This is a genomic window from Candidatus Phytoplasma fabacearum (genome assembly GCF_030586805.1).
GTDB classification, from domain to species: Bacteria; Bacillota_I; Bacilli_A; order Acholeplasmatales; family Acholeplasmataceae; genus Phytoplasma; species Phytoplasma fabacearum.
In genome coordinates, this window is record NZ_JAOSIM010000003.1 from 13,069 (window position 1) to 32,503 (window position 19,435).

Annotated in this window: 16 protein-coding genes and 1 tRNA gene; 9 read left to right on the forward strand and 8 right to left on the reverse strand. The window is 21.5% G+C overall.

The window, feature by feature from the left end:
* Position 1: 1 nt before the first annotated feature.
* Complete coding sequence (locus OC705_RS00940; protein ID WP_304514019.1) at positions 2-616, reverse strand: DUF4194 domain-containing protein; 615 nt, start codon at positions 614-616, stop codon at positions 2-4.
* Between the two features lie 109 nt (positions 617-725).
* Positions 726-1,508, reverse strand: coding sequence for an HAD-IIB family hydrolase (locus tag OC705_RS00945; protein WP_304512349.1), 783 nt, complete (start codon positions 1,506-1,508; stop codon positions 726-728).
* 619 nt (positions 1,509-2,127) lie between these two features.
* Here OC705_RS00945 and OC705_RS00950 point away from each other — a divergent pair.
* A complete protein-coding gene (locus OC705_RS00950) occupies positions 2,128-3,528 on the forward strand; it encodes a 2-hydroxycarboxylate transporter family protein (protein WP_304512348.1) in 1,401 nt (466 codons plus the stop codon).
* 567 nt (positions 3,529-4,095) lie between these two features.
* Positions 4,096-4,728: a glycerol-3-phosphate 1-O-acyltransferase PlsY gene (gene plsY, locus OC705_RS00955; RefSeq protein ID WP_304514020.1), complete on the forward strand. Its 633-nt coding sequence runs from the start codon at positions 4,096-4,098 to the stop codon at positions 4,726-4,728.
* Between the two features lie 26 nt (positions 4,729-4,754).
* Here plsY and priA read toward each other — a convergent pair whose 3' ends face one another.
* The 6 genes from priA to OC705_RS00985 all read right to left on the reverse strand — a co-directional run bounded on the left by priA (position 4,755) and on the right by OC705_RS00985 (position 12,549).
* Positions 4,755-6,980, reverse strand: a complete 2,226-nt coding sequence (gene priA, locus OC705_RS00960; RefSeq protein ID WP_304514021.1) for a replication restart helicase PriA — start codon at positions 6,978-6,980, stop codon at positions 4,755-4,757.
* A gap of 107 nt (positions 6,981-7,087) precedes the next feature.
* Positions 7,088-7,438, reverse strand: a complete 351-nt coding sequence (rbfA, locus tag OC705_RS00965; RefSeq protein WP_304512345.1) for a 30S ribosome-binding factor RbfA — start codon at positions 7,436-7,438, stop codon at positions 7,088-7,090.
* A complete protein-coding gene (infB, locus tag OC705_RS00970; RefSeq protein WP_304512344.1) occupies positions 7,431-9,239 on the reverse strand; it encodes a translation initiation factor IF-2 in 1,809 nt (602 codons plus the stop codon). The genes rbfA and infB overlap by 8 nt, the downstream gene beginning before the upstream one ends.
* A gap of 113 nt (positions 9,240-9,352) precedes the next feature.
* The gene (gene nusA / locus OC705_RS00975) at positions 9,353-10,405 is read right to left on the reverse strand and encodes a transcription termination factor NusA (protein WP_304512343.1); all 1,053 of its coding nucleotides are present in this window, start codon (positions 10,403-10,405) and stop codon (positions 9,353-9,355) included.
* A gap of 333 nt (positions 10,406-10,738) precedes the next feature.
* Positions 10,739-10,825, reverse strand: a tRNA-Leu gene (locus OC705_RS00980).
* Positions 10,826-10,866: 41 nt separating this feature from the next.
* Positions 10,867-12,549: a DAK2 domain-containing protein gene (locus tag OC705_RS00985; protein WP_304512342.1), complete on the reverse strand. Its 1,683-nt coding sequence runs from the start codon at positions 12,547-12,549 to the stop codon at positions 10,867-10,869.
* 715 nt (positions 12,550-13,264) lie between these two features.
* Here OC705_RS00985 and OC705_RS00990 point away from each other — a divergent pair.
* From OC705_RS00990 to OC705_RS01020, 7 genes are all read left to right on the forward strand, one after another.
* Positions 13,265-14,200 carry a tyrosine-type recombinase/integrase gene (locus OC705_RS00990; protein WP_304512341.1) on the forward strand — a complete coding sequence of 312 codons (936 nt, stop codon included), beginning with the start codon at positions 13,265-13,267 and terminating at the stop codon, positions 14,198-14,200.
* Between the two features lie 29 nt (positions 14,201-14,229).
* Entirely contained in the window at positions 14,230-14,685 is a 456-nt protein-coding gene (dut, locus tag OC705_RS00995; protein WP_304512340.1) for a dUTP diphosphatase, read from the forward strand.
* Positions 14,686-14,859: 174 nt separating this feature from the next.
* Positions 14,860-15,618, forward strand: coding sequence for a 30S ribosomal protein S2 (gene rpsB / locus OC705_RS01000; RefSeq protein WP_304512339.1), 759 nt, complete (start codon positions 14,860-14,862; stop codon positions 15,616-15,618).
* A 125-nt stretch (positions 15,619-15,743) separates the two neighbouring features.
* Positions 15,744-16,436, forward strand: a complete 693-nt coding sequence (tsf, locus tag OC705_RS01005) for a translation elongation factor Ts (RefSeq protein WP_304512338.1) — start codon at positions 15,744-15,746, stop codon at positions 16,434-16,436.
* A 156-nt stretch (positions 16,437-16,592) separates the two neighbouring features.
* Positions 16,593-17,312, forward strand: coding sequence for a UMP kinase (gene pyrH, locus OC705_RS01010; protein ID WP_304512374.1), 720 nt, complete (start codon positions 16,593-16,595; stop codon positions 17,310-17,312).
* Position 17,313: 1 nt separating this feature from the next.
* Entirely contained in the window at positions 17,314-17,877 is a 564-nt protein-coding gene (locus tag OC705_RS01015) for a ribosome-recycling factor (RefSeq protein ID WP_304512337.1), read from the forward strand.
* A 203-nt stretch (positions 17,878-18,080) separates the two neighbouring features.
* On the forward strand, positions 18,081-19,076 hold the full coding sequence (locus OC705_RS01020; protein ID WP_304512336.1) for a phosphatidate cytidylyltransferase: 996 nt from the start codon (positions 18,081-18,083) through the stop codon (positions 19,074-19,076).
* Positions 19,077-19,435 lie beyond the last annotated feature (359 nt).

Sequence of the window (19,435 nt, forward strand, 5' to 3'; positions counted from 1 at the left end):
TTTAATTTTTCACATCCGTGGTAAATAATTCTTGATAATATTGTAACATACCCAAATTAATTAAATACAAAATAGTAGGATAAATACGAATAATCAAATCATTAGGCAAATAATGATTATAATCAGAGAAATCAATAATATTATACTGTTTAAATAAAATTAAAGAATTCTTTATCTTTTCTTTAGTTAATTTATTAATTTCGGAATAACCAATGCTTTTTAATTCAAGATAAATATCTTGTAAATAAATTTCAATTTTATTATTTAAAGGCATTAATTCTTTCTTTTTTTGAAATAAAATTCTAAATAAAAATAATAGTAAACTTTCTTCTTTTTTAATCCGTAGTCTATTAAATTGTTGAATATTTTTAAGAAAAATGACTTCATCATGTTTATGAATTTCTAGTTCGAAATCAACTAATTTTAAAAAAGAAATAAACATTTCTTGATGTAATAAAATAAATCTATAATCGTTTAAATCAGAATTTTTTTGAGAAGTTAAATAATTAACTTGAAATAATTTATTAATAATTCGAGAAAAAATATCTTTTTCTTTTTCTTTTAAAATTTGAAATTTCTGATAAAATACTTGTAAATCTTTTGTTTTTTGATCCATAATTATCTTTCCTAAAAGTCTTCTGAAAATTAAAAATACTCAATATAAATGAAAATATAAAATAATTTAAATTTCCATAAATTAAAAAAAATATTTTTTTGATCTAAATTTAAATAAATATATTTTTTTTAAAAAAATCATATAATTGATCCGAATCAATATGTGGAGCTATAAATTTAGCTACTTCTTTAGTTCGCGGATACAAACTATTGCCCATAGCTATACCAATATCCGCATAAGATAACATTTCGATATCATTACTACCGTCTCCTGTACAAATTAATTGATAGTCAGGATATTTGGATTTAATTTTTGAAATACCATAATATTTATTAACATAATCAACAGTTAAATCTGCGTGACTATTCCAAAAACATATATTTAAAAAACTTAAATCATTTCTAAAATTTTTAATTTTCTTGACATCCGAACCTAAAGCAACCATAAAATATATCTTAGACATGAATTTCAAATCATAAACTACATCATAATTTAATTCTTTTTGATAATAATTAATCAAAGATTGATCTGATAAATTAGGATTATACAAAATCACCTCCTTGTCAATATTAACACCGGCTAATAAAATATTAAAATTTTTAATTTTATTAACAAAACATTCAATATATTTTGATGGAATAGGGTTTTCATTAATAATACCATCGTTTTTAGATATAGTAACAGCGCCATTCATAATAACAAAATACTTAAAGCAAGATATCAAATCTCCTAAAACATTTAAATTACGATAATTCCTTCCTGTAGCAATACCCAAAATAATACCGGGTTTGTTTGCTAAAGCTAAAATTAATTTTTTAGTTTGTGGCAAAATTGTTTTTTTATTGTTATGATAAAGAGTTTGATCTATATCAAAAAAATATATTCTTTTCATCTAATATTATCATCCTAATTCTTTTTTTATAATAATTTTAAAAAATTTATTAAAAATATAAATAAAATTTTAGATAAAAATTTTATTCCAAAATTAAATAATAAAAAAGTTATAATAAATAATAAATCTTACCAAAGAAAAAGTCATTTTTACTGTGATATAAGTTATTTTTAGAAACTTAATATATAAATCAAAATGCTATATTTATTTATTATTTATAATTTCAAGAACATATTAAGATTGTTTTAACAAATTTGTATAAAAAACTAACCTAAATGTGTTTTTATTATATATTTAAAAACAAAAAATTTTAAATTTTTTTAATTTATTTATGCTAAAATAGACTTATGTTGGATATAATTTCAGGAATAAAATCCTAAAAGTCTAAACATTATAAACATTACAACTTTGTAAATTTCCTTGAAATACAAAAAAATTCAATTTTTGATTTTAATATTTATTTATAAAATAAAAATAAAATTACTTTCTGAAGTCGCTAAACATTATAAATAAAATATTAAAAAAAATAATTAAAATTGAATTTTTACAGATATTTTTTAAAATAAAATTAAATTTTAAAATATAAAAAATCTGTTAACAAAAAAGGGGTATTTCTAATATGTCAAATAACCAAATAAAAGAAAATAACAACAAAATATTCGGTTTTAAACCTATATTTTTTATAACATTACTTTTGATATTAGGATTAAATATTTTTTGCATAGCTCATTATCCAGACAAAATTAATAAATTCTATCATCCTTTGTTAACTCCTTTATTTTTAATAACTATGTTAGGAATTACTTTAAGTTATATAGGCTCTAAAGTTCCCGGTTTAAATAAATTGGGTTTGGGTTTTTTACTTTGTATTTTTGTACCATCTTATTTAGTTTTTAAAGGATGGATACCAAAACAACTAGCTGAATATATCGATAAAGGATTTTTTAATAAACCTAATGATTCCTACGGAATAGGTATTAATTTTTCACAATTTTTTATAACTATTGTTATAGCTGGTAGCCTTTTAAGTGTAGATAGACAACTATTGAGAAGATCTTTAATAAAATTTGTTCCTCTTACGATTTGTAGTGTTTTTATATGCGGTTTAACTATTGGTGGATTAGGATATTTATTAAATTATCAATGTCCAGAAATATTTAAAAAACTTAGTCAAGGCCCTATATTAGATTCGATATTTTTTGTATTTGTGCCTTTAACTAACGGGGGTACTAATTTAGGAATTAACGGTTTTGCCAATGGAATTTATAAAGAAGCTTTTCAAGTTGAAGCTTCAACTATTAGAACTGCTATTCTAGGACCTTTAATTTTAGCCCGTACATTAAGTATTTTTATAGCAGGATTGCTTTACATTATTTTTGATAAAAGCAAATATAGCGGACAAGGACAATTAGAAAAATCTTCTTCTAATTTAGATCAAAAAGATCAAATAAAAACTACCAAAATAAATGGAATAAAAGATTTTAAAATAATATGCATGGGATGGTTAATTATTTTTGCACTTTATTCTGTGGGTAGTATGATAAATCAATTATTATTTGGTAAAATGGATCCAATGGTTTATATGATTATTTTATTATTAATAATTAAAATATTTGACCTAATGTCTCAAGAAAATCAAAACGCTGTTACTCAATCAGGAAAATTCATGACAGAAAATTTCACAAGTGCTGTATTAGTAGGTTTAGGATTAACTACAAATTTCCAACAACTAAAAGAAACAATTTTAAATCCAAGTGTTTTAATAATTGTTTATGCTTCTTTATTCATCGCTACTTTAATTACATTTTTAATGGCACCAAAATTAGGATTTTATCCTTTAGAAACAGCTTTAACATCGGGAATTTCATCTTACAGTATAGGTGGAGCAGGTAATGTAGGAGTTATGACCATATCTCATAGAATGAATTTATTACCTTTTGCAATGATAGCCACTAGATTAACAGGACCTTTAGTATACGTTATCGCAAATATAGCTTTTCGTAGTATCTACATGGCATAAAATTTATTTTTATAATAAAAATAAATTTATTAGTCAAATTTAAAAGTTTTAAATGAATAAAGATCAACATATATTAAAGGTTGATCTTTATTTTTTTCTTACCAAATTCAAATAAATATTTTAATATTTTTATCTCACAATCAAAATATTATCTTTTATTGTTAAATTTAAACAATAACAAAATAAATCGCATATATTATAAAAAAAAATGCAATAACATATTTTATAACAATACTAAAACACAAACGACACCATCGAACAAATTGCTTTTTAAAATCAAAATTATCATTCCAAACGTTATAATAAATAAAACAGAAAGTAAAAGATAATAGATGTAATAAAGAAATTGAAAGGAATAATTTTTTTTTTCTACCAAAACATGTTTTTATAACTTGTAGTATTAAATATTTTTTAAACATAAAAAAAATGTAACCTATTCTGAAAATTATTTAAATTTAATTAAGTATTTTTTTTAATTTTTAATAAAAAATAATTTTTTAATCAAAATTAAAACACTAAAGATTGTCTTAAGTAAAATTTAATATATACAAGGAGAATAAAAACAATATGTTTCAATTATCATTAACTAATATTATCATTTGCATAACATGTTATATCATAGGATCTATCCCTTTCGGTTTATTAATAGGAATTTTCAATAACAGAAAAATTAATTTATTAGGATCTAAAAATATCGGAGCATCTAATGTTACAAGAATTTTAGGTTTTAAATATGGTTTATTAACTTTCTTATTAGATTTTCTAAAAGGATTTTTGCCTGTGTTTATTTTTAAAAATTCTAAATTAAATTTAAATTTTCCTCAAGAAAAAACAATAATTCTAGGAATATGTGCTATTTTAGGTCATATGTTTTCTATTTTTAATCGTTTTAAAGGAGGAAAAGCTATAGCAACTTCTGTAGGAGTAGTTGCAGGAATTAATTTTTGGAGTGGTTTTTTTGGAATTATAATTTTTATATTTTTAGTCAAAATTACTGGTTATGCTTCTTTATCTTCTTTAATTGCTACAATTATTACTAATATTAATTTATATATAACGAATCAAAATACATATAACTCTATAGCTATGGCCATTATTACTATTTTAATTTTCATTAAACATAAAAAAAATATTATTCAATTGTATTCGGGAACAGAAAATAAATTTAATATTAAACATAAAAAAATAAATTTTAATTAATCATATTTTAAAAAAATTCTCATAAATTAAAAAAATGTCAAAATATCATGATCTGTTAAAGTATCAAAACGATCAAATATAATATAAGCATTTTTATCAAAATGATATTTTTTTAAAAAATCCAAATCTAAAGGCCAATTTTTATATTTTAATGTTAAAAAAACCCGATAAAAATTTTTTTTATTAATAATTTGAAAAGAACGTTTCGCTATAGAAGGTCCTAAAACATTAGCTATATTAATTGACAAATTATCTTGCAAAATAATCTTAAGTTTTTGAGCTATCTCTTGAGCCTTAAAAAAATTTCGATGCATAATTAAAAATTTACTAATCAACGTAAAAGGGGGATAACCGCTAATTTGACGTTCTTCTAAAGTTTTTTCATAAAAATAATCAAAATCATTATTAACAATAGACTTTAAAATGTAATTATTAATATTATAAGTTTGTATTAAAATACGAGATTTTATTGGCATATTATATATTAATTGAACTAATATTTGAAAAGCCTTTTCTTTAGCTGTGAAATGAGATATATTAAGTAATGCATCAAAAAAAACAATACCTAATAAACTAATTGGCCACGAAATACCATTTTTAATTATCATGGTAGTACCTAAATAAATATCTACTTTATTATCTTTTATATTAGATATAATTTTGTTATACTCTTTAATATTAAAATTACGAATATTATCTGAATCTATACAATCAACAAAAGCTTCTGGTATTTGTTTTTTTAAAAAATTTTCAATAGATAAAATACCAGAAAACATACTAGCAATAGTTTTTTGTTCGCATAAAGAACAGTATTCAGAAAATTTCTCTTTATAATCACAAAAAGAACATTTCAATATTTTACAATTAATATAAGAATGCAAAATACGGTCGCAATTCAAACATTTAGGGATATAACCGCAATTGAAGCATAAAACTAAACGAGAAAAACCTTTAATATTCACAAATAATAAACTTTTTGATTTAGATTTCAAATTTTTAATTAATAACTCAATTAAAGATGAAGATAAAGGTGATAAATTTCCTTGTTGTAATTCTTTTTTCATATCAATTAATTGAATATCATATTTAATGTCCGTTTTTTTTAAATTTAACCAAACATATTCACCTAATTTTTTAGCTCGATAATAACTAGTTAATGATGGAGATAAACTAGATAAAATCAAAGGAACTTTATGATAGTTAGCCCTTAATTTGGCTAATTCTCTAGCATCATAAAAAGGCATCTTTATCTTTTCAATAAAAGAATTATGATGTTCGTCATCTATAATAATAACTCCCAAATCCATAAAAGGAGTAAAAACAGCAATATTAGTTCCTATTACCAAATCAAATTTTAAAGATTGCTTAAAATTATTGTTGGTTTTGTTAGATATTTGGCCACCATGATTAATAAATATAACGATGTCAGGGAATTGTATTTTAATTTTTTCCACCAATCGTTCAATCAAAATAATCTCAGGCATTAAAATAAGAATTTGTTTTTGTTTTTTTAAATTTTCTTGAATTAATTGCCAATATATCTGTAATTTATCACATTCTAAAGAATAAATTAATAAATAAGTTTGATAACGATCCAAAAATAATTTATTAAAAATATTTTTTTGTTCAATAGTTAAATAAACTTTTGATATTTCTCTTTTATTAAGTGAATTTATTCGATCATTTATCCCGGTGCTTTTATCTTCTATTTTTTCTTGATAAATCAAAGATTTAATATGATGAAAAGACAATTGAGAAATTTCTTTTTTGGGTACAATAGAAATTTCAATAATTTTTTCTTTTTTTAATTTTCGCAAAAGATCCATTTGAAAATTACTTTTAACATTTAATAAAAATTTTTGATCATTTAAATATTTTTTTAATTCCACTGGCACCAAGTCCGATTTTAAAATAGAAATTCTACGAACATACGAAGTTAATAGTTCTTTAGGCAAAACCGTTCTATAAACAGAAATTTTAGAATTTAAAGGTATTTTTAATAATTCATCAATTAACAAAAAAAATTCTTGATTTAGAAAAGGCACTAAATCAAGAACTTCTATTATTTCTTTGTTAGCGAATATACTATTTTCCTTAATAGCAAGTACGTATCCCAAACGAACAGTATTATTTAAAGGAATAATAACTCTAGTACCTATTTGAACTAAATTTATCATTTTTTCAGGAATAATATAATCAAAAGATAAAAAATTAGAATTTAATGATAAATCAATTAAAATTTCAGCAATCATAAAAAAGCCTCTAATGATTTAAAATTTTAATATATAAATTATTTTAATATATAAATTGAAAACATTACAATTAAATAAGACAAAAAACAATTACTAATAATTAATTTTTATTTATTTAATTTATTTAATAATTCTTCTATACGTTGTCCATGTAACAACTCGTAATCATATTCAAATAATAAATTAGGAATATAACGAATTTTTTTTCTTATTTTACTAGCTAAATCTTTACGAATAACTGTTTTATTTTCTTCCAAAGTATTCTTTACTAAATTTAAAATTTCAGGTTTTTTATCAATAATAGTATAAAAAATTTTAGCTAATGAAAAGTCTTTATTAAGTTTTACATCTGTAATACTAATAAAACCTATTTGATAGTTTTGTATTACTTTATTAACAATACTTACTAATTCTCTGTGAATAATACTAGACATTCTTTCTACTATCAACTTATTCATTAACTATTTCCTCCATTCGGGACGCCTCTATTATATCATCCATTTGAAAATCATTAAAATTATCAAATACAATACCGCATTCAATATCTTTTTTAGCACAATCAATATTATTTTTTAAATGTTTTAAAGAAATAATTTTCCCTTGATAAATTATTTTTTGTTGACGTTTAACCTGAACAGATGCACCATTATAAATAACACCATTGATAACTCGACAACCAGCTATATTATTTTTATCACTTCTATAAAACACTTGAATAATAACAGCTTTCCCTGTAAATTTAAGTTGAAAAATAGGTTGAGCCAAAGTTTTTAATTTTTTAGAAATATCTTCAACCAAATGATATAAAATTTGATAATTTCTTATTTCTACTTTTAAACTATCAGCTAACTTTATTATATTATTATCTACCAAATTATTAAAATTAATAATAATAGCTTGGAAAGTATTAGCTAACATAATATCATTATCTGTTATCGTACCGGTATCTGTTTTAATAAAATTAATTTTAACCCCATGAAAATTTAATTTTTTTAATGATTCTGTTATAACCCCAATCATACCTTGTGTATCTGTTTTTAAGACAAAATTTAATACTGAATAAGAGACATTTTCTTTTAATAAATCTTCCATAAAATTTTGTTCTAAATTTTGTTTAATTTCTTGATGTTTTTGTTCTTGAGATTTTTGTCTTCTTATTTCTATAATATGTTTAGCTATTTTTTCATTAGTTGCAACCATTAATAAATCACCAGCTTGAGGAACTTTTTTAAAACCGTAAATAACTGCAGGTTGCGAAGGAAAAACTTTTTTAATCTTTTCTTTAATATCATTCTCTAAAGATCTAACTTTTCCATAAGCATGACCAGCGACAACAATATCTCCAATTTTCAAAATTCCTTGATTAACAATAACAGTAGCTGCAGAACCTTTATTCTTAATTAAACTAGCTTCTAAAATTGTTCCTAGAACATTTTGTTGATAATCGATTATTCTAGGATGTTTATCATTTACTAACAAAATAGTTTTTAATAAATCATCAATACCTTTAGTTTTTAATGCAGAAATTTCTATATAAAAAGTATCTCCGCCCCATTCTTTAGGAATTAAATTATATTCAGATAATTCTGACATAATACGTTCCTTTTGATTAGGAATTTTATCTATTTTATTAAGAGCTATAATAATGTCAACATTAGCTTTTTGAGCGTGTCGAATTGATTCTAAAGTTTGAGCTTGAACACCATCATCACAAGCTACAACCAAAACACAAATATCAGTTATTTGAGCTCCCCTACTGCGCATTTGGGTAAAAGCTTCGTGACCAGGACTATCTATAAAAGTGATTTTTTGCTCGTTATAAATAACTTCATAAGCACCTATTTTTTGAGTAATACCACCTACTTCCTGATCTGCCAAACGAGTTTTACGAATCACATCTAATAAAGTAGTTTTACCATGATCTACATGACCCATTATTGTCACAATAGGAGAACGTTTTATTAAATTTTCTATTGGTGTTTTATTAATCATATTTTCTTCATTAACTACAAAATCATCAATAATATTAATATTTAACTTTAAACCTAATAATTCGATTAAATCCCTTGTTAAAGATTGATTATTTTTACATTTTATTCCTAATTTTCCAAGTATCCCAATTAAAAATTTTTCTGACATCTGCCAAATTTCAGCTAACTCCTTAATAGTATGATTAGAATTGTACACATAATCACGTATTAAAGAAACACTTGATTTATCACCCTTTTGATGATCTTCTTTTTTATTTTTATTTTGCATATAATTATTTTTTCTCCCCCTAGATTATATTTAACAAATATTATGTATTAACCATAAATCTATAAGTTGATAATAAAAGATAATTTAAAAAATTTATAAACAAACCGAATACATTATTGATTGGCTTGAATTTCAATTTGCCATCGAGTAACTTGCATCGCTAACTTAAGATTTTGACCTGACTTGCCAATAGCTAAAGCAACTTGATCAGCTGCTACAGAAACTAAAGCGATTTTTTTTTCAAAATCTAAATTTAAAATTTGAATAATTTGAGCTGGTTTTAAAGCGTTAATAATTAATTTTTCTATATCTACACTCCATTTAAATAAATCTATTTTTTCGCCTCTTAAAATGTTTAAAATGTTTTTAATTCTATAACCTTTTTCGCCAATACAAGTTCCAATAGGATCTATTTTTTTATTATTAGAGGACAATCCAACTTTAACTCTACTAGAAGGAATACGAGCAATAGCCATAATTTGAACCAAACCATCTCGAATTTCCGGAATAAAATATTTTAACAATTCAACAACAAATTGATTATTAATACGACTAACATAAATTTTAAGATGTTTAGGTGTAGAATTACGAACTTCTGTAATTAAAACAAAAATTTTTTCACCAATATTAAAATGATCATTCAACATTAAGTCTTTTTTAAAAATAAAAGTTTTAAAATTTTTCTCTAACATTAAAATAAAAAAATTTAATTTTTCTTCGATTACTTCTGCCATCATTAACTTATTTTCATATTGTTTAAAAAAATTAAAAATATTTTCTCTTTGAAATTTCAATAATTCTTCATTAAATTTATTTTTAAAATCACGACTGCCATAAAAATTGAAATCTTTTTTCGGATCTACTTCAATTTCTAAAATTTCACCTACTTCAACAGAAGAATTAATCTCTTTAGCTTTCTTTAAATGAATATAATCTTGCTCTTTCAACACAGAAACATCGCATTCTTCATCGACAACTATATATTGTTTATACAAGGTAATTTTATCATAATTTGGATCAAAAAAAACTCTACATTTTTTTATTTGAAAGGTCTTTTTGCAACCAGATATTAAAGCTTTTTCTAAAGAATTTATAACTTGTTCACGAGTTATTTCATATTCTTGCGCTATTTGATCAATATGTTTTAAAAAATTTTTATTTTCCAAACAAATTACCTCTTTCTTATCAAAATATAATTTAGATTATCCAAATCATTTTATATTCTTTAAAATTAAAAAAGTGGTTATTTAAAACAAACCACTTTAAAATAAAAATTAACTTTAGAAATTCAATTATATATAAATATAAAAATAAATAACTATATGAAAATTTACATTTATATTTAATAAACAAGCTAAAATAATTTAATCATTTTAATTTTTATAATATTTTTTTCAAAAAATTATAGTATAACGTAGTTTATCATATTATATTAATTAAAAAACTAAAATAATATGAAATTTTAAATAAAAGTTTTTAAAAACAAATAAATAATTAAATGGTACGGATAATGAGATTCGAACTCATAAGAGAAAATTTCTCACATGCCCCTCAAACATGCGCGTCTACCATTCCGCCATATCCGCATTAAATATCTTTTTATAAAAAGATATTTTAATTAATAAAATTAATTTTCCACTAAAATTAAATAATAATGTAGATGATCATTGTTTATAATTTTATTGATTTCTACATCATTATAATTATTAAATAAAAATTTTTCCAAACCTATTAAAGAATAATGTTTTTCCAATTTTTGATCATAAAAAATAGTAACTAATTGAGTTGTTTTTGTAATCATCTTTTTTAATAATGCGATAATTAAAATTTCCAAATCATTATGTTGTTTAAAAAAAATAGAATCTACAAAAGCTTTCAATTCAACAGAAGAATTTTCTGATAAATTATAATTTTGATTAAATAAAATTTTACCTACTAAATTATTTTTAACATTATCACTCATATTAGAAATGTTTTCATTATAAGATAATGTTTCATCAAAAGAAACAAGAGCATTATAACCTTGAGCAATATTAATAGTATTCATAACACTAATATTAAATTTATCAAAACTTTTTGTAATTAAATCACTCTTCAATAATATTTCCGGATCATTAGGTAATAAAATAACATTATAACACTCTAATTTGTGCAAAATTGCTTTTAAATTGTTCCAAAAAAAATCCCAGATAAGTTTTCTATTTTTAATAATAATATAGTCTAATTTAAAATCTTTTTTAAAAATATTAAAAATCGTTTCATTAGGAACAACAGCTATTAAAATATAATTTTTTTGAAAAATTTTATTATTATTATAATAATTTTGTTTTTTAAGAAAATTTTTATTTTGCTCTTTCATATTATCAATTTTAGATTTAATTAAAAATCCATATTTTAATGCATTTGTTAAAACCAATCCAGGCTTATTAGTATGAATATGTATTTTAAGCAAGTTATTATTAACTATAGCTATTAAAGAATTACCAAATTTAACAAATTTTTTACGTAATTGCGACAAATCAAATTCTTTTAGATTATATAAATTAACAACTAACTCTGTACAATAACAATAAGGAATTTCTAAACATTTTATATCAGATATTTTATCAATATTATGATTATCCAAAACTTCCGATTCTTGAGAAATCATAAAATCTTTAGAAAAGTCTTGTAAAGAAATATTTGAATCTTGAAAACACAACAACATACCTTCAAAAAAATAAATCAAGCCTGCTGCTCCACTATCCACAACATTAGACTCTTTTAAAATAGGTAATAATTCAGGAGTTTTAGCTAAAGATTTTTTAGCATATTCGATAATTTTGTTCAATAATTCTTCAATATTATTAAAATTTTTTTGATTATTCACAGCTTCAATAGAATCACGTAATACTGTTAAAATAGTACCTTCTACAGGAGAAAATATAGAAGAATAAGCTTGTTGATAGCCGCTAATTAATGATTGAATAAATTCTTCTATATTAATAAAATTTTTCTTTAATAAAATTAACTTATTAGAAAATCCAGTAAAAAATTGAGACAAAATAACACCTGAATTACCTTTGGAATTCATAATTAAAGCATTAGCTAAAACACGCGAAACTTCAATAATAGAATTTTCATTGAGTGAATAAATATGACGAATACCTTCGGCCATAGTCATATACATATTAGTTCCTGTATCACCATCAGGAACAGGAAAAACATTTAAATTATTTATTTTTTGACAATTTTTTTTTAAATTAATAGTACCATTAATAACCATTTCTTTAAAAAGAAGACCATCTATTGTTTGTTCTGATATTGCCATTATTCAAAATCCTTTTTCTTTAACCTGATGAAAAAATAAAAATTAGATTTTTTTTATTTATAAAAAAATAATTATTTTTTATAAAAAAATTAAAATTGATTTCAATAAATATCCTTATTTATGAGTAAATTATCAATTTAACAAACTAATTATTATTTTATTAAATTGAAATTCAAAAAAATTCTTATTATAAATCAACTTTTTTAATTTATATTGGTATATATAATAATAAATATTATTATTTTGTATAAATTAAATAATTTTTTTCATCAATTAATTAATATAATAACGTTTATCCAAAAAATAAATTTAAATATTTAAAATTTTATTCCTTAAGAAATTAAAAATTTAAATTTAGAAGTTTATATTTTTAAAATAATTAAAAAAACAATAACAGTAATATATTACAATAAATATATTTTTTTGTCTAAAAATTCTAAAATGTCAATTCCTATTAATAAGAAATAAATTAATTTTAATAATATAAACTTAACACAAATTTGAGAAAATAATATGAAAATTAATAATATTAGCTTAAATAATTATTCGATTAAAATTATAAAAAATATTATATTAAAAATTTCATATAACTTTCAACAATTTAATTATCGTAAGCCAATAAATTTAAATACTTTAATTCAAAAAGATGACAATTAAAATAATGTAAACAATAATATAAATGTTAAAAAATAATTTTGAAAAGCGAGTTAGTGCAATGGATTTGAAATTAATCAAAGATTTTCAAACATTTTTAAAAATTGAACGAAACTATTCATTATCAACAATAATTAATTATACTTCCGACTTAAAAGAATTTGTATTACTTTGCAATCGAAAAAAAATAGATTTCAATATTAATGAATTAAAAAATGACAATTTATCTCGTCTTTTTTTAATTCATTTAAGTTCTAAAAAAAATAAAAATACAACTATTAAAAGAAAAATTTCTACTTTAAAAACTTTTTATAACTTTTTAAAAGATAAATACAACGTTCAAACTAACATATTTAAATCATTGCCTAATATCAAAGTAAATCACAAAATACCTAAAATTATTGAACCCTATCATATAAAAAAATTACTAAATTCTATAAATATAAATCATAATATTATAAATTATCGAAATTATTTAATAATAGACTTGCTTTATAGTTGCGGATTAAGAGTACAAGAACTAGTTAATTTAACTATTAATAGTATAAATCTTTTAAATAATCAAATATTAATCAATGGTAAAGGTTCTAAAGATAGATATATACCCTTACATAAAAAACTTGCTGATATGTTAAAAAACTATATAAACAATGTAAGACCTAAACTTATTAATAATAAAAATAAAAAAAAAATATTATCCTTAATTACTAATCAACATGGCAATAAAATAACTACTAGAGGCATCAATTTTATTATTCAAAAAATCTTCTCAAAAAATAAATATAAAGGTAAAATATCGCCACATATGTTTAGACATACTTTTGCTACTATTTTGCTAAAAAATGGAGCAGACTTAAGAATAGTGCAAGAATTATTAGGGCATAATCATTTAAAAACAACTCAAATTTATACTTATATATCTGATAACGAATTGCACAAAAAATTTTTTTATTATAATAATATGATAAATAATAAAATGAAGAAAATAAAAAAATAAAATTTATAAAAGAAAGAGAAAATAAAAAAATGTCAAATGAAAGTTTTTTTGAAGTAGTAAATTGTTATAAAAACAACAATATCCAAATACCGAAAAGACAAACTAAATACAGTGCAGGATATGATTTAGCAGCCGCTATAGAAACAAAAATTTTACCACAACAATTAGCAATAATACCAACAGGATTAAAAGTATTTTTACCTTATAATCAGGTTTTATTAATTTATTCCAGATCTTCTTTATTTATAAAAAAAAAATTAATGTTAACAAATAATGTAGGAGTAATAGATAGTGATTATTATAATAATTCAGAAAACGAAGGACACATTCTAATATCATTATACAATTTTTCTAATCAAACAGTTATTATCGATAAAAACGAAAGAATCGCTCAAGGAATATTTCAAAATTTTTTACTTACTAAAAATGATAATAATGAAAGTAAAATTAGAAAAAATGGCTTTGGCAGTACTAAAAAATTTTAATTAAAATAATTGTCAAAAAATATAAAATATGTTAAAATGTTAAGGTTAATAAAAAAAAGATACGATTGGAAATTAGGGGCCAAAACCAAATAAAATAATACCCTTTCTAATATAAAATTTTAATAAATTAAAAAAACTTCAAAGTTAAAAAAGGAGTCACACAAAACAAAAAATATGGGTAGTGTAACAAATATTAAACAATTATTAGAAGCCGGAATACATTTTGGACATTCAGCAAAAAAAACACATTATAAAGCCAAACAATATCTTTTTTGCTTAAAAAATGATGGAGTTCCTACGGTAAGAAATAAAATTCATATCATAAATTTAAAAAAAACTGTAGAACATATAGATATTGCTTATAAAAAGATTGTAGAAATAGTTGCTTCAGGAGGAAAAATTCTTTTTTTAGGGACAAAAAAACAAATACAAGATATTATAAAAACAGAAGCTCAAAGATCACAACAATATTATATTAATCAACGTTGGTTAGGGGGAATTTTTACTAATTTTAGCACTATCACCCAAAGAATTAACTATTTAATAAATCTCTATAAAGAAGAAGAAGAAGGGCTATGGAATCATTTAACTAAAAAAGAAATAGCAAAATTAACCCAAAAAAGAAATAAATTAGAGAAAATTTTGGGTGGTATTAAAAATATGACTAAACTACCTCAAGCTATTATTATTATAGATACACAAAAAGATTCTATAGCTATTGCAGAAGCAAGAAAATTAAATATTACTATTTTCGGCATTATAGATAGTAATTGTGATCCAGATTTAGTAGATTATGTTATTCCTGCGAATAATGATGCTATCAAAGGAGTTAAATTAATAACTTCTATTTTAGCTAATGCTGCTTTAGAAGGTATGAAATCTAACGATAAAACAAATGAATCAGAAAAAAATATTTCTAACCAAGAAAAATAATTTTATAAATTGATAAAATAATATCCTTAACACTAATTTAAAAAACGAAAAAAATTAAATTTTTTTTCACATTTTTTAAAAATTATAATATAGTAAAAATTAAATAAAAGAGTTTAATTAAAAATATGAAACCTGAAATGATAGAAAAAGTTAAAAAATTAAGAGAAATTACTAATTTTAGTATACTGGATTGCGCAAAAGCTTTAACAAAAACTAAAGGAAATATAGAAGAAGCTATTGAATTATTAAATCAAGAAAAATATATAGAATATCCGGAAACTTTTGAAGAAAATTTGACAGAAGGCACGACTCATGTAGCTTTTAAAAAAAACAAAGCTGTAATTTTCGAAATAAACATAAAAACAGATTTTGCAGCCAAAAATATAAAATTTATAGAATTAATAAAAAAAATAGAAGAAATTTTGTTACAAGCTCCTAGTAATATTCAGCAATTAAATGATTTCTTAAATTATAATTATCAAGGAAAAACAGTAAAACAAATAATAAGCCAAAAGATGACTATTTTTCAAGAACAAATCAGATTAAAACGAATACAAATTATTTATAAACAAAACGAAGAAAGTTTTGGTTTTTATATACATAAAAATGGAAAAATTTCAACCTTAATACATATAACTCAACCTTGTCAAATTGTTGAAAAACATTTACCTATTCACATTACAGAATCAAACCCTCAATCCAAAGATATTTTACTGCAACAAAATATGTATAATAATTCTAAAATTAAAGTTCAAGAATATTTAAAAAAACATAAGACAGATATTATTACGTTTTATCGTTTCGCTTTAAATGATTAAAAAATATATCTTTAAATAATTTTTTTAATAAAAAATAATATCAAATAAATTAAGCATATTTTAAAATCAAAAATATTAAACAATGAATTTAAAAATTTAAAATATTTAAAAAAATTTATTAATTTAAAACAATATATAATTTTAGTTAAACGGGAGATATTAATGTTAAGCAAGATTCTTTTAAAATTAAGTGGAGAAGCGTTAAAAGGGGAAAAAGTAACTATTGATCCACAAAAAGTAAAAGAAATTGCTAAGGAAATTAAAGAAATTAAAGATTTAGGTGTACAAATTGTTATCATTATCGGAGCAGGTAATATTTGGCGAGGGATTACCGGACAAACTCTTGGAATGAAAAGAGATCAATCAGATTATATGGGAATGTTAGGAACTATCGTAAATGCTTTAGCTTTGCAAGATGCTTTAGAAAATTTGAACGTTGAAACTCGTGTAATGACATCTTTTCAAGTACTTGCAGTGGCTGAACCTTATATCAAAAAAAGAGCCGATCATCATTTAAACAAAAAACGTGTTATCATTTTAAGTGGAGGTATTGGAGTACCTTTTTTTTCTACAGACACTGCAGCCGCTCTAAGAGCTGCTGAATTAAGTATTAACATAATTTTAATGGCCAAAAATAATGTGAAAGGTGTGTATAATTCTGATCCCAAACAAAATCAAAAAGCAATTTTTTTAGAAAAAATAGAACATAAAGAAATTATATCCAAAAGATTAAATGTTATGGATATTACCGCTGTTTCTTTATGTTGGGAAAATCAAATAGATATTATAGTTTTTGATATGAATCAAAAAGGTAATATTAAAAAAGTAATTTTAGAAGAAAAAATAGGAACCTTAATTACTTCTAAGGAGAATTAAAATGCAAGATTATAATAATCAAATGGAAATTATACTAAATGAAATGAATGACAAAATGCAATCTCAAATTAAAATCATGAATGACAAATTCAAATATATAAGAACAGGAATAGCTAATCCACAAATATTAGATCAAGTATATATCAATTATTATAACCAAATGCAACCTTTAAGGCATTTTAGTTCTATTTATGTGTCCGAAGGTAATCAATTACATATAAAACCATTTGATAACAATTTAACAGAAAGTATTAAAACAGCTATTTTAAAATTAAACATAGGTATTAATCCAAAAACTGAAAACAATATTATCAAATTAATTTTTCCAAAACCTTCTGAAGAACAACGTATTCAATTAACTCAAAAAATTAAAAAAACTGCAGAAGAAGCTAAAATCGGTATCAGAAATATCAGAAGACAAAGTAAAGACCAAATTAAAAAAATAAAAGTTAACCAAGACTTAGAAACACAAATACTTAAACAATTACAAACAATTCATGATAAATTTATTCAATCTATAGACGAATTAACTAATCAAAAAAATAAAGAATTATTAAAATATTAATATAAATATTTATAAATCCACTTTATATGAAAATTAATAAAAAAAAAATATATATGGGAATTAATATGCTCTTAATAACCTTTATATGGTTAAGCATTTTAACATACATAGATAAACAACATAATACTAATCTTTTATTTTATAATTGCGTTTTGCTACTTATATCTTTTATATATTTATCTTTTCGAGAAGTCATTCAACAGTTGAAAAGCCCAAAAAATTCAACAAACGAAATAATATCTCATAATCAGAATAAACAAAATATTTTGAATATATTACCTTTTTATATATTTAATATTGCTTATGGTTTTTATTTAATAAAAATAATTTTAAATAATTTATACAATAATCAAATTATTAAAATAACAAATAATTCTAACTTACACACCTATATAAAAAAATTTTTTTTATTAGAAAAAATAAATTTAATAAATAATCATTCAATCATATTGTTTATATTTTTAACAATTATTTTTATTTTATATATTTATTTTATAAATAAAAAAAATTTAAAAATAAATCAATTAAGTTTCGCATTTCAGCAACTCATTATAATACAAGGATTATATTATTTTATATTTAATAATAACCGGATTGTTATGATAACTACATTTTTATACATTATTACTTTATTGTATAATTTTATTTCATCATACAATAATACAAATAATAATTATTCATTTTGCAACAAATTATTTAAACATATAGCTATTTTTATATATATTTTATTAGGTAGTATTTCTATATTCAGTTTGTTTTTGATTAAAAAAAGAATAATGTTATATTTATTTATTATTGCTATTTCAAGCGATATTTTTGCCTTTTTAGGAGGTTATTTTTGGGGTAAAAAACTTTTATGTCCTAATATTAGCCCAAAAAAAACTAAAGAAGGATTTTGTTTCGGAATATTATGTACTATTATAATTATTAACATTATTTTTAATAATCCAAAAAAAACATCATTTTATATTATTTTCTTTATATTAAACATAATAAATAGTATAATAGCCCAAATAGGAGATCTTATAGTTTCAAAATTTAAAAGAAATTTAAAAATTAAAGATTTTGGCACAATAATTCCAGAACATGGAGGTTTATTAGATCGTTTTGATTCGATTTTATTCTTATCTATTTTTACAATTTTAATAATAATTAATCCATTTTCACAAATAATTCATCAATTATTATTAATGATTTAAAACCATAATATTTTTTATAAAATTAAATAATTTTAAATCGTTATAATTTATTAATAAAAATTTTTGTATGAAAATTAACTATAAAATAATACGAATAGATTAATTGCGTTTTATTCAGCGGTTTATCTTTGTTGTTTTATTTACAATCAGCCCCCGTCCAAACCGGACAAGCAAGTTTCCCAGCATCCGGATTTCCATAATTTACTCTCTTTCGAGAACCAATTTCTCCTCACGGTTGATTAGTTATTTATTCTTATTGTTCTTATTCTTTCTGATATCATGTATTTGTTGATTGGTTATCTTCCGATGACAATCTTTACACAATACCTTTGTTCTTTTATTCATGATACTTTGGTAAT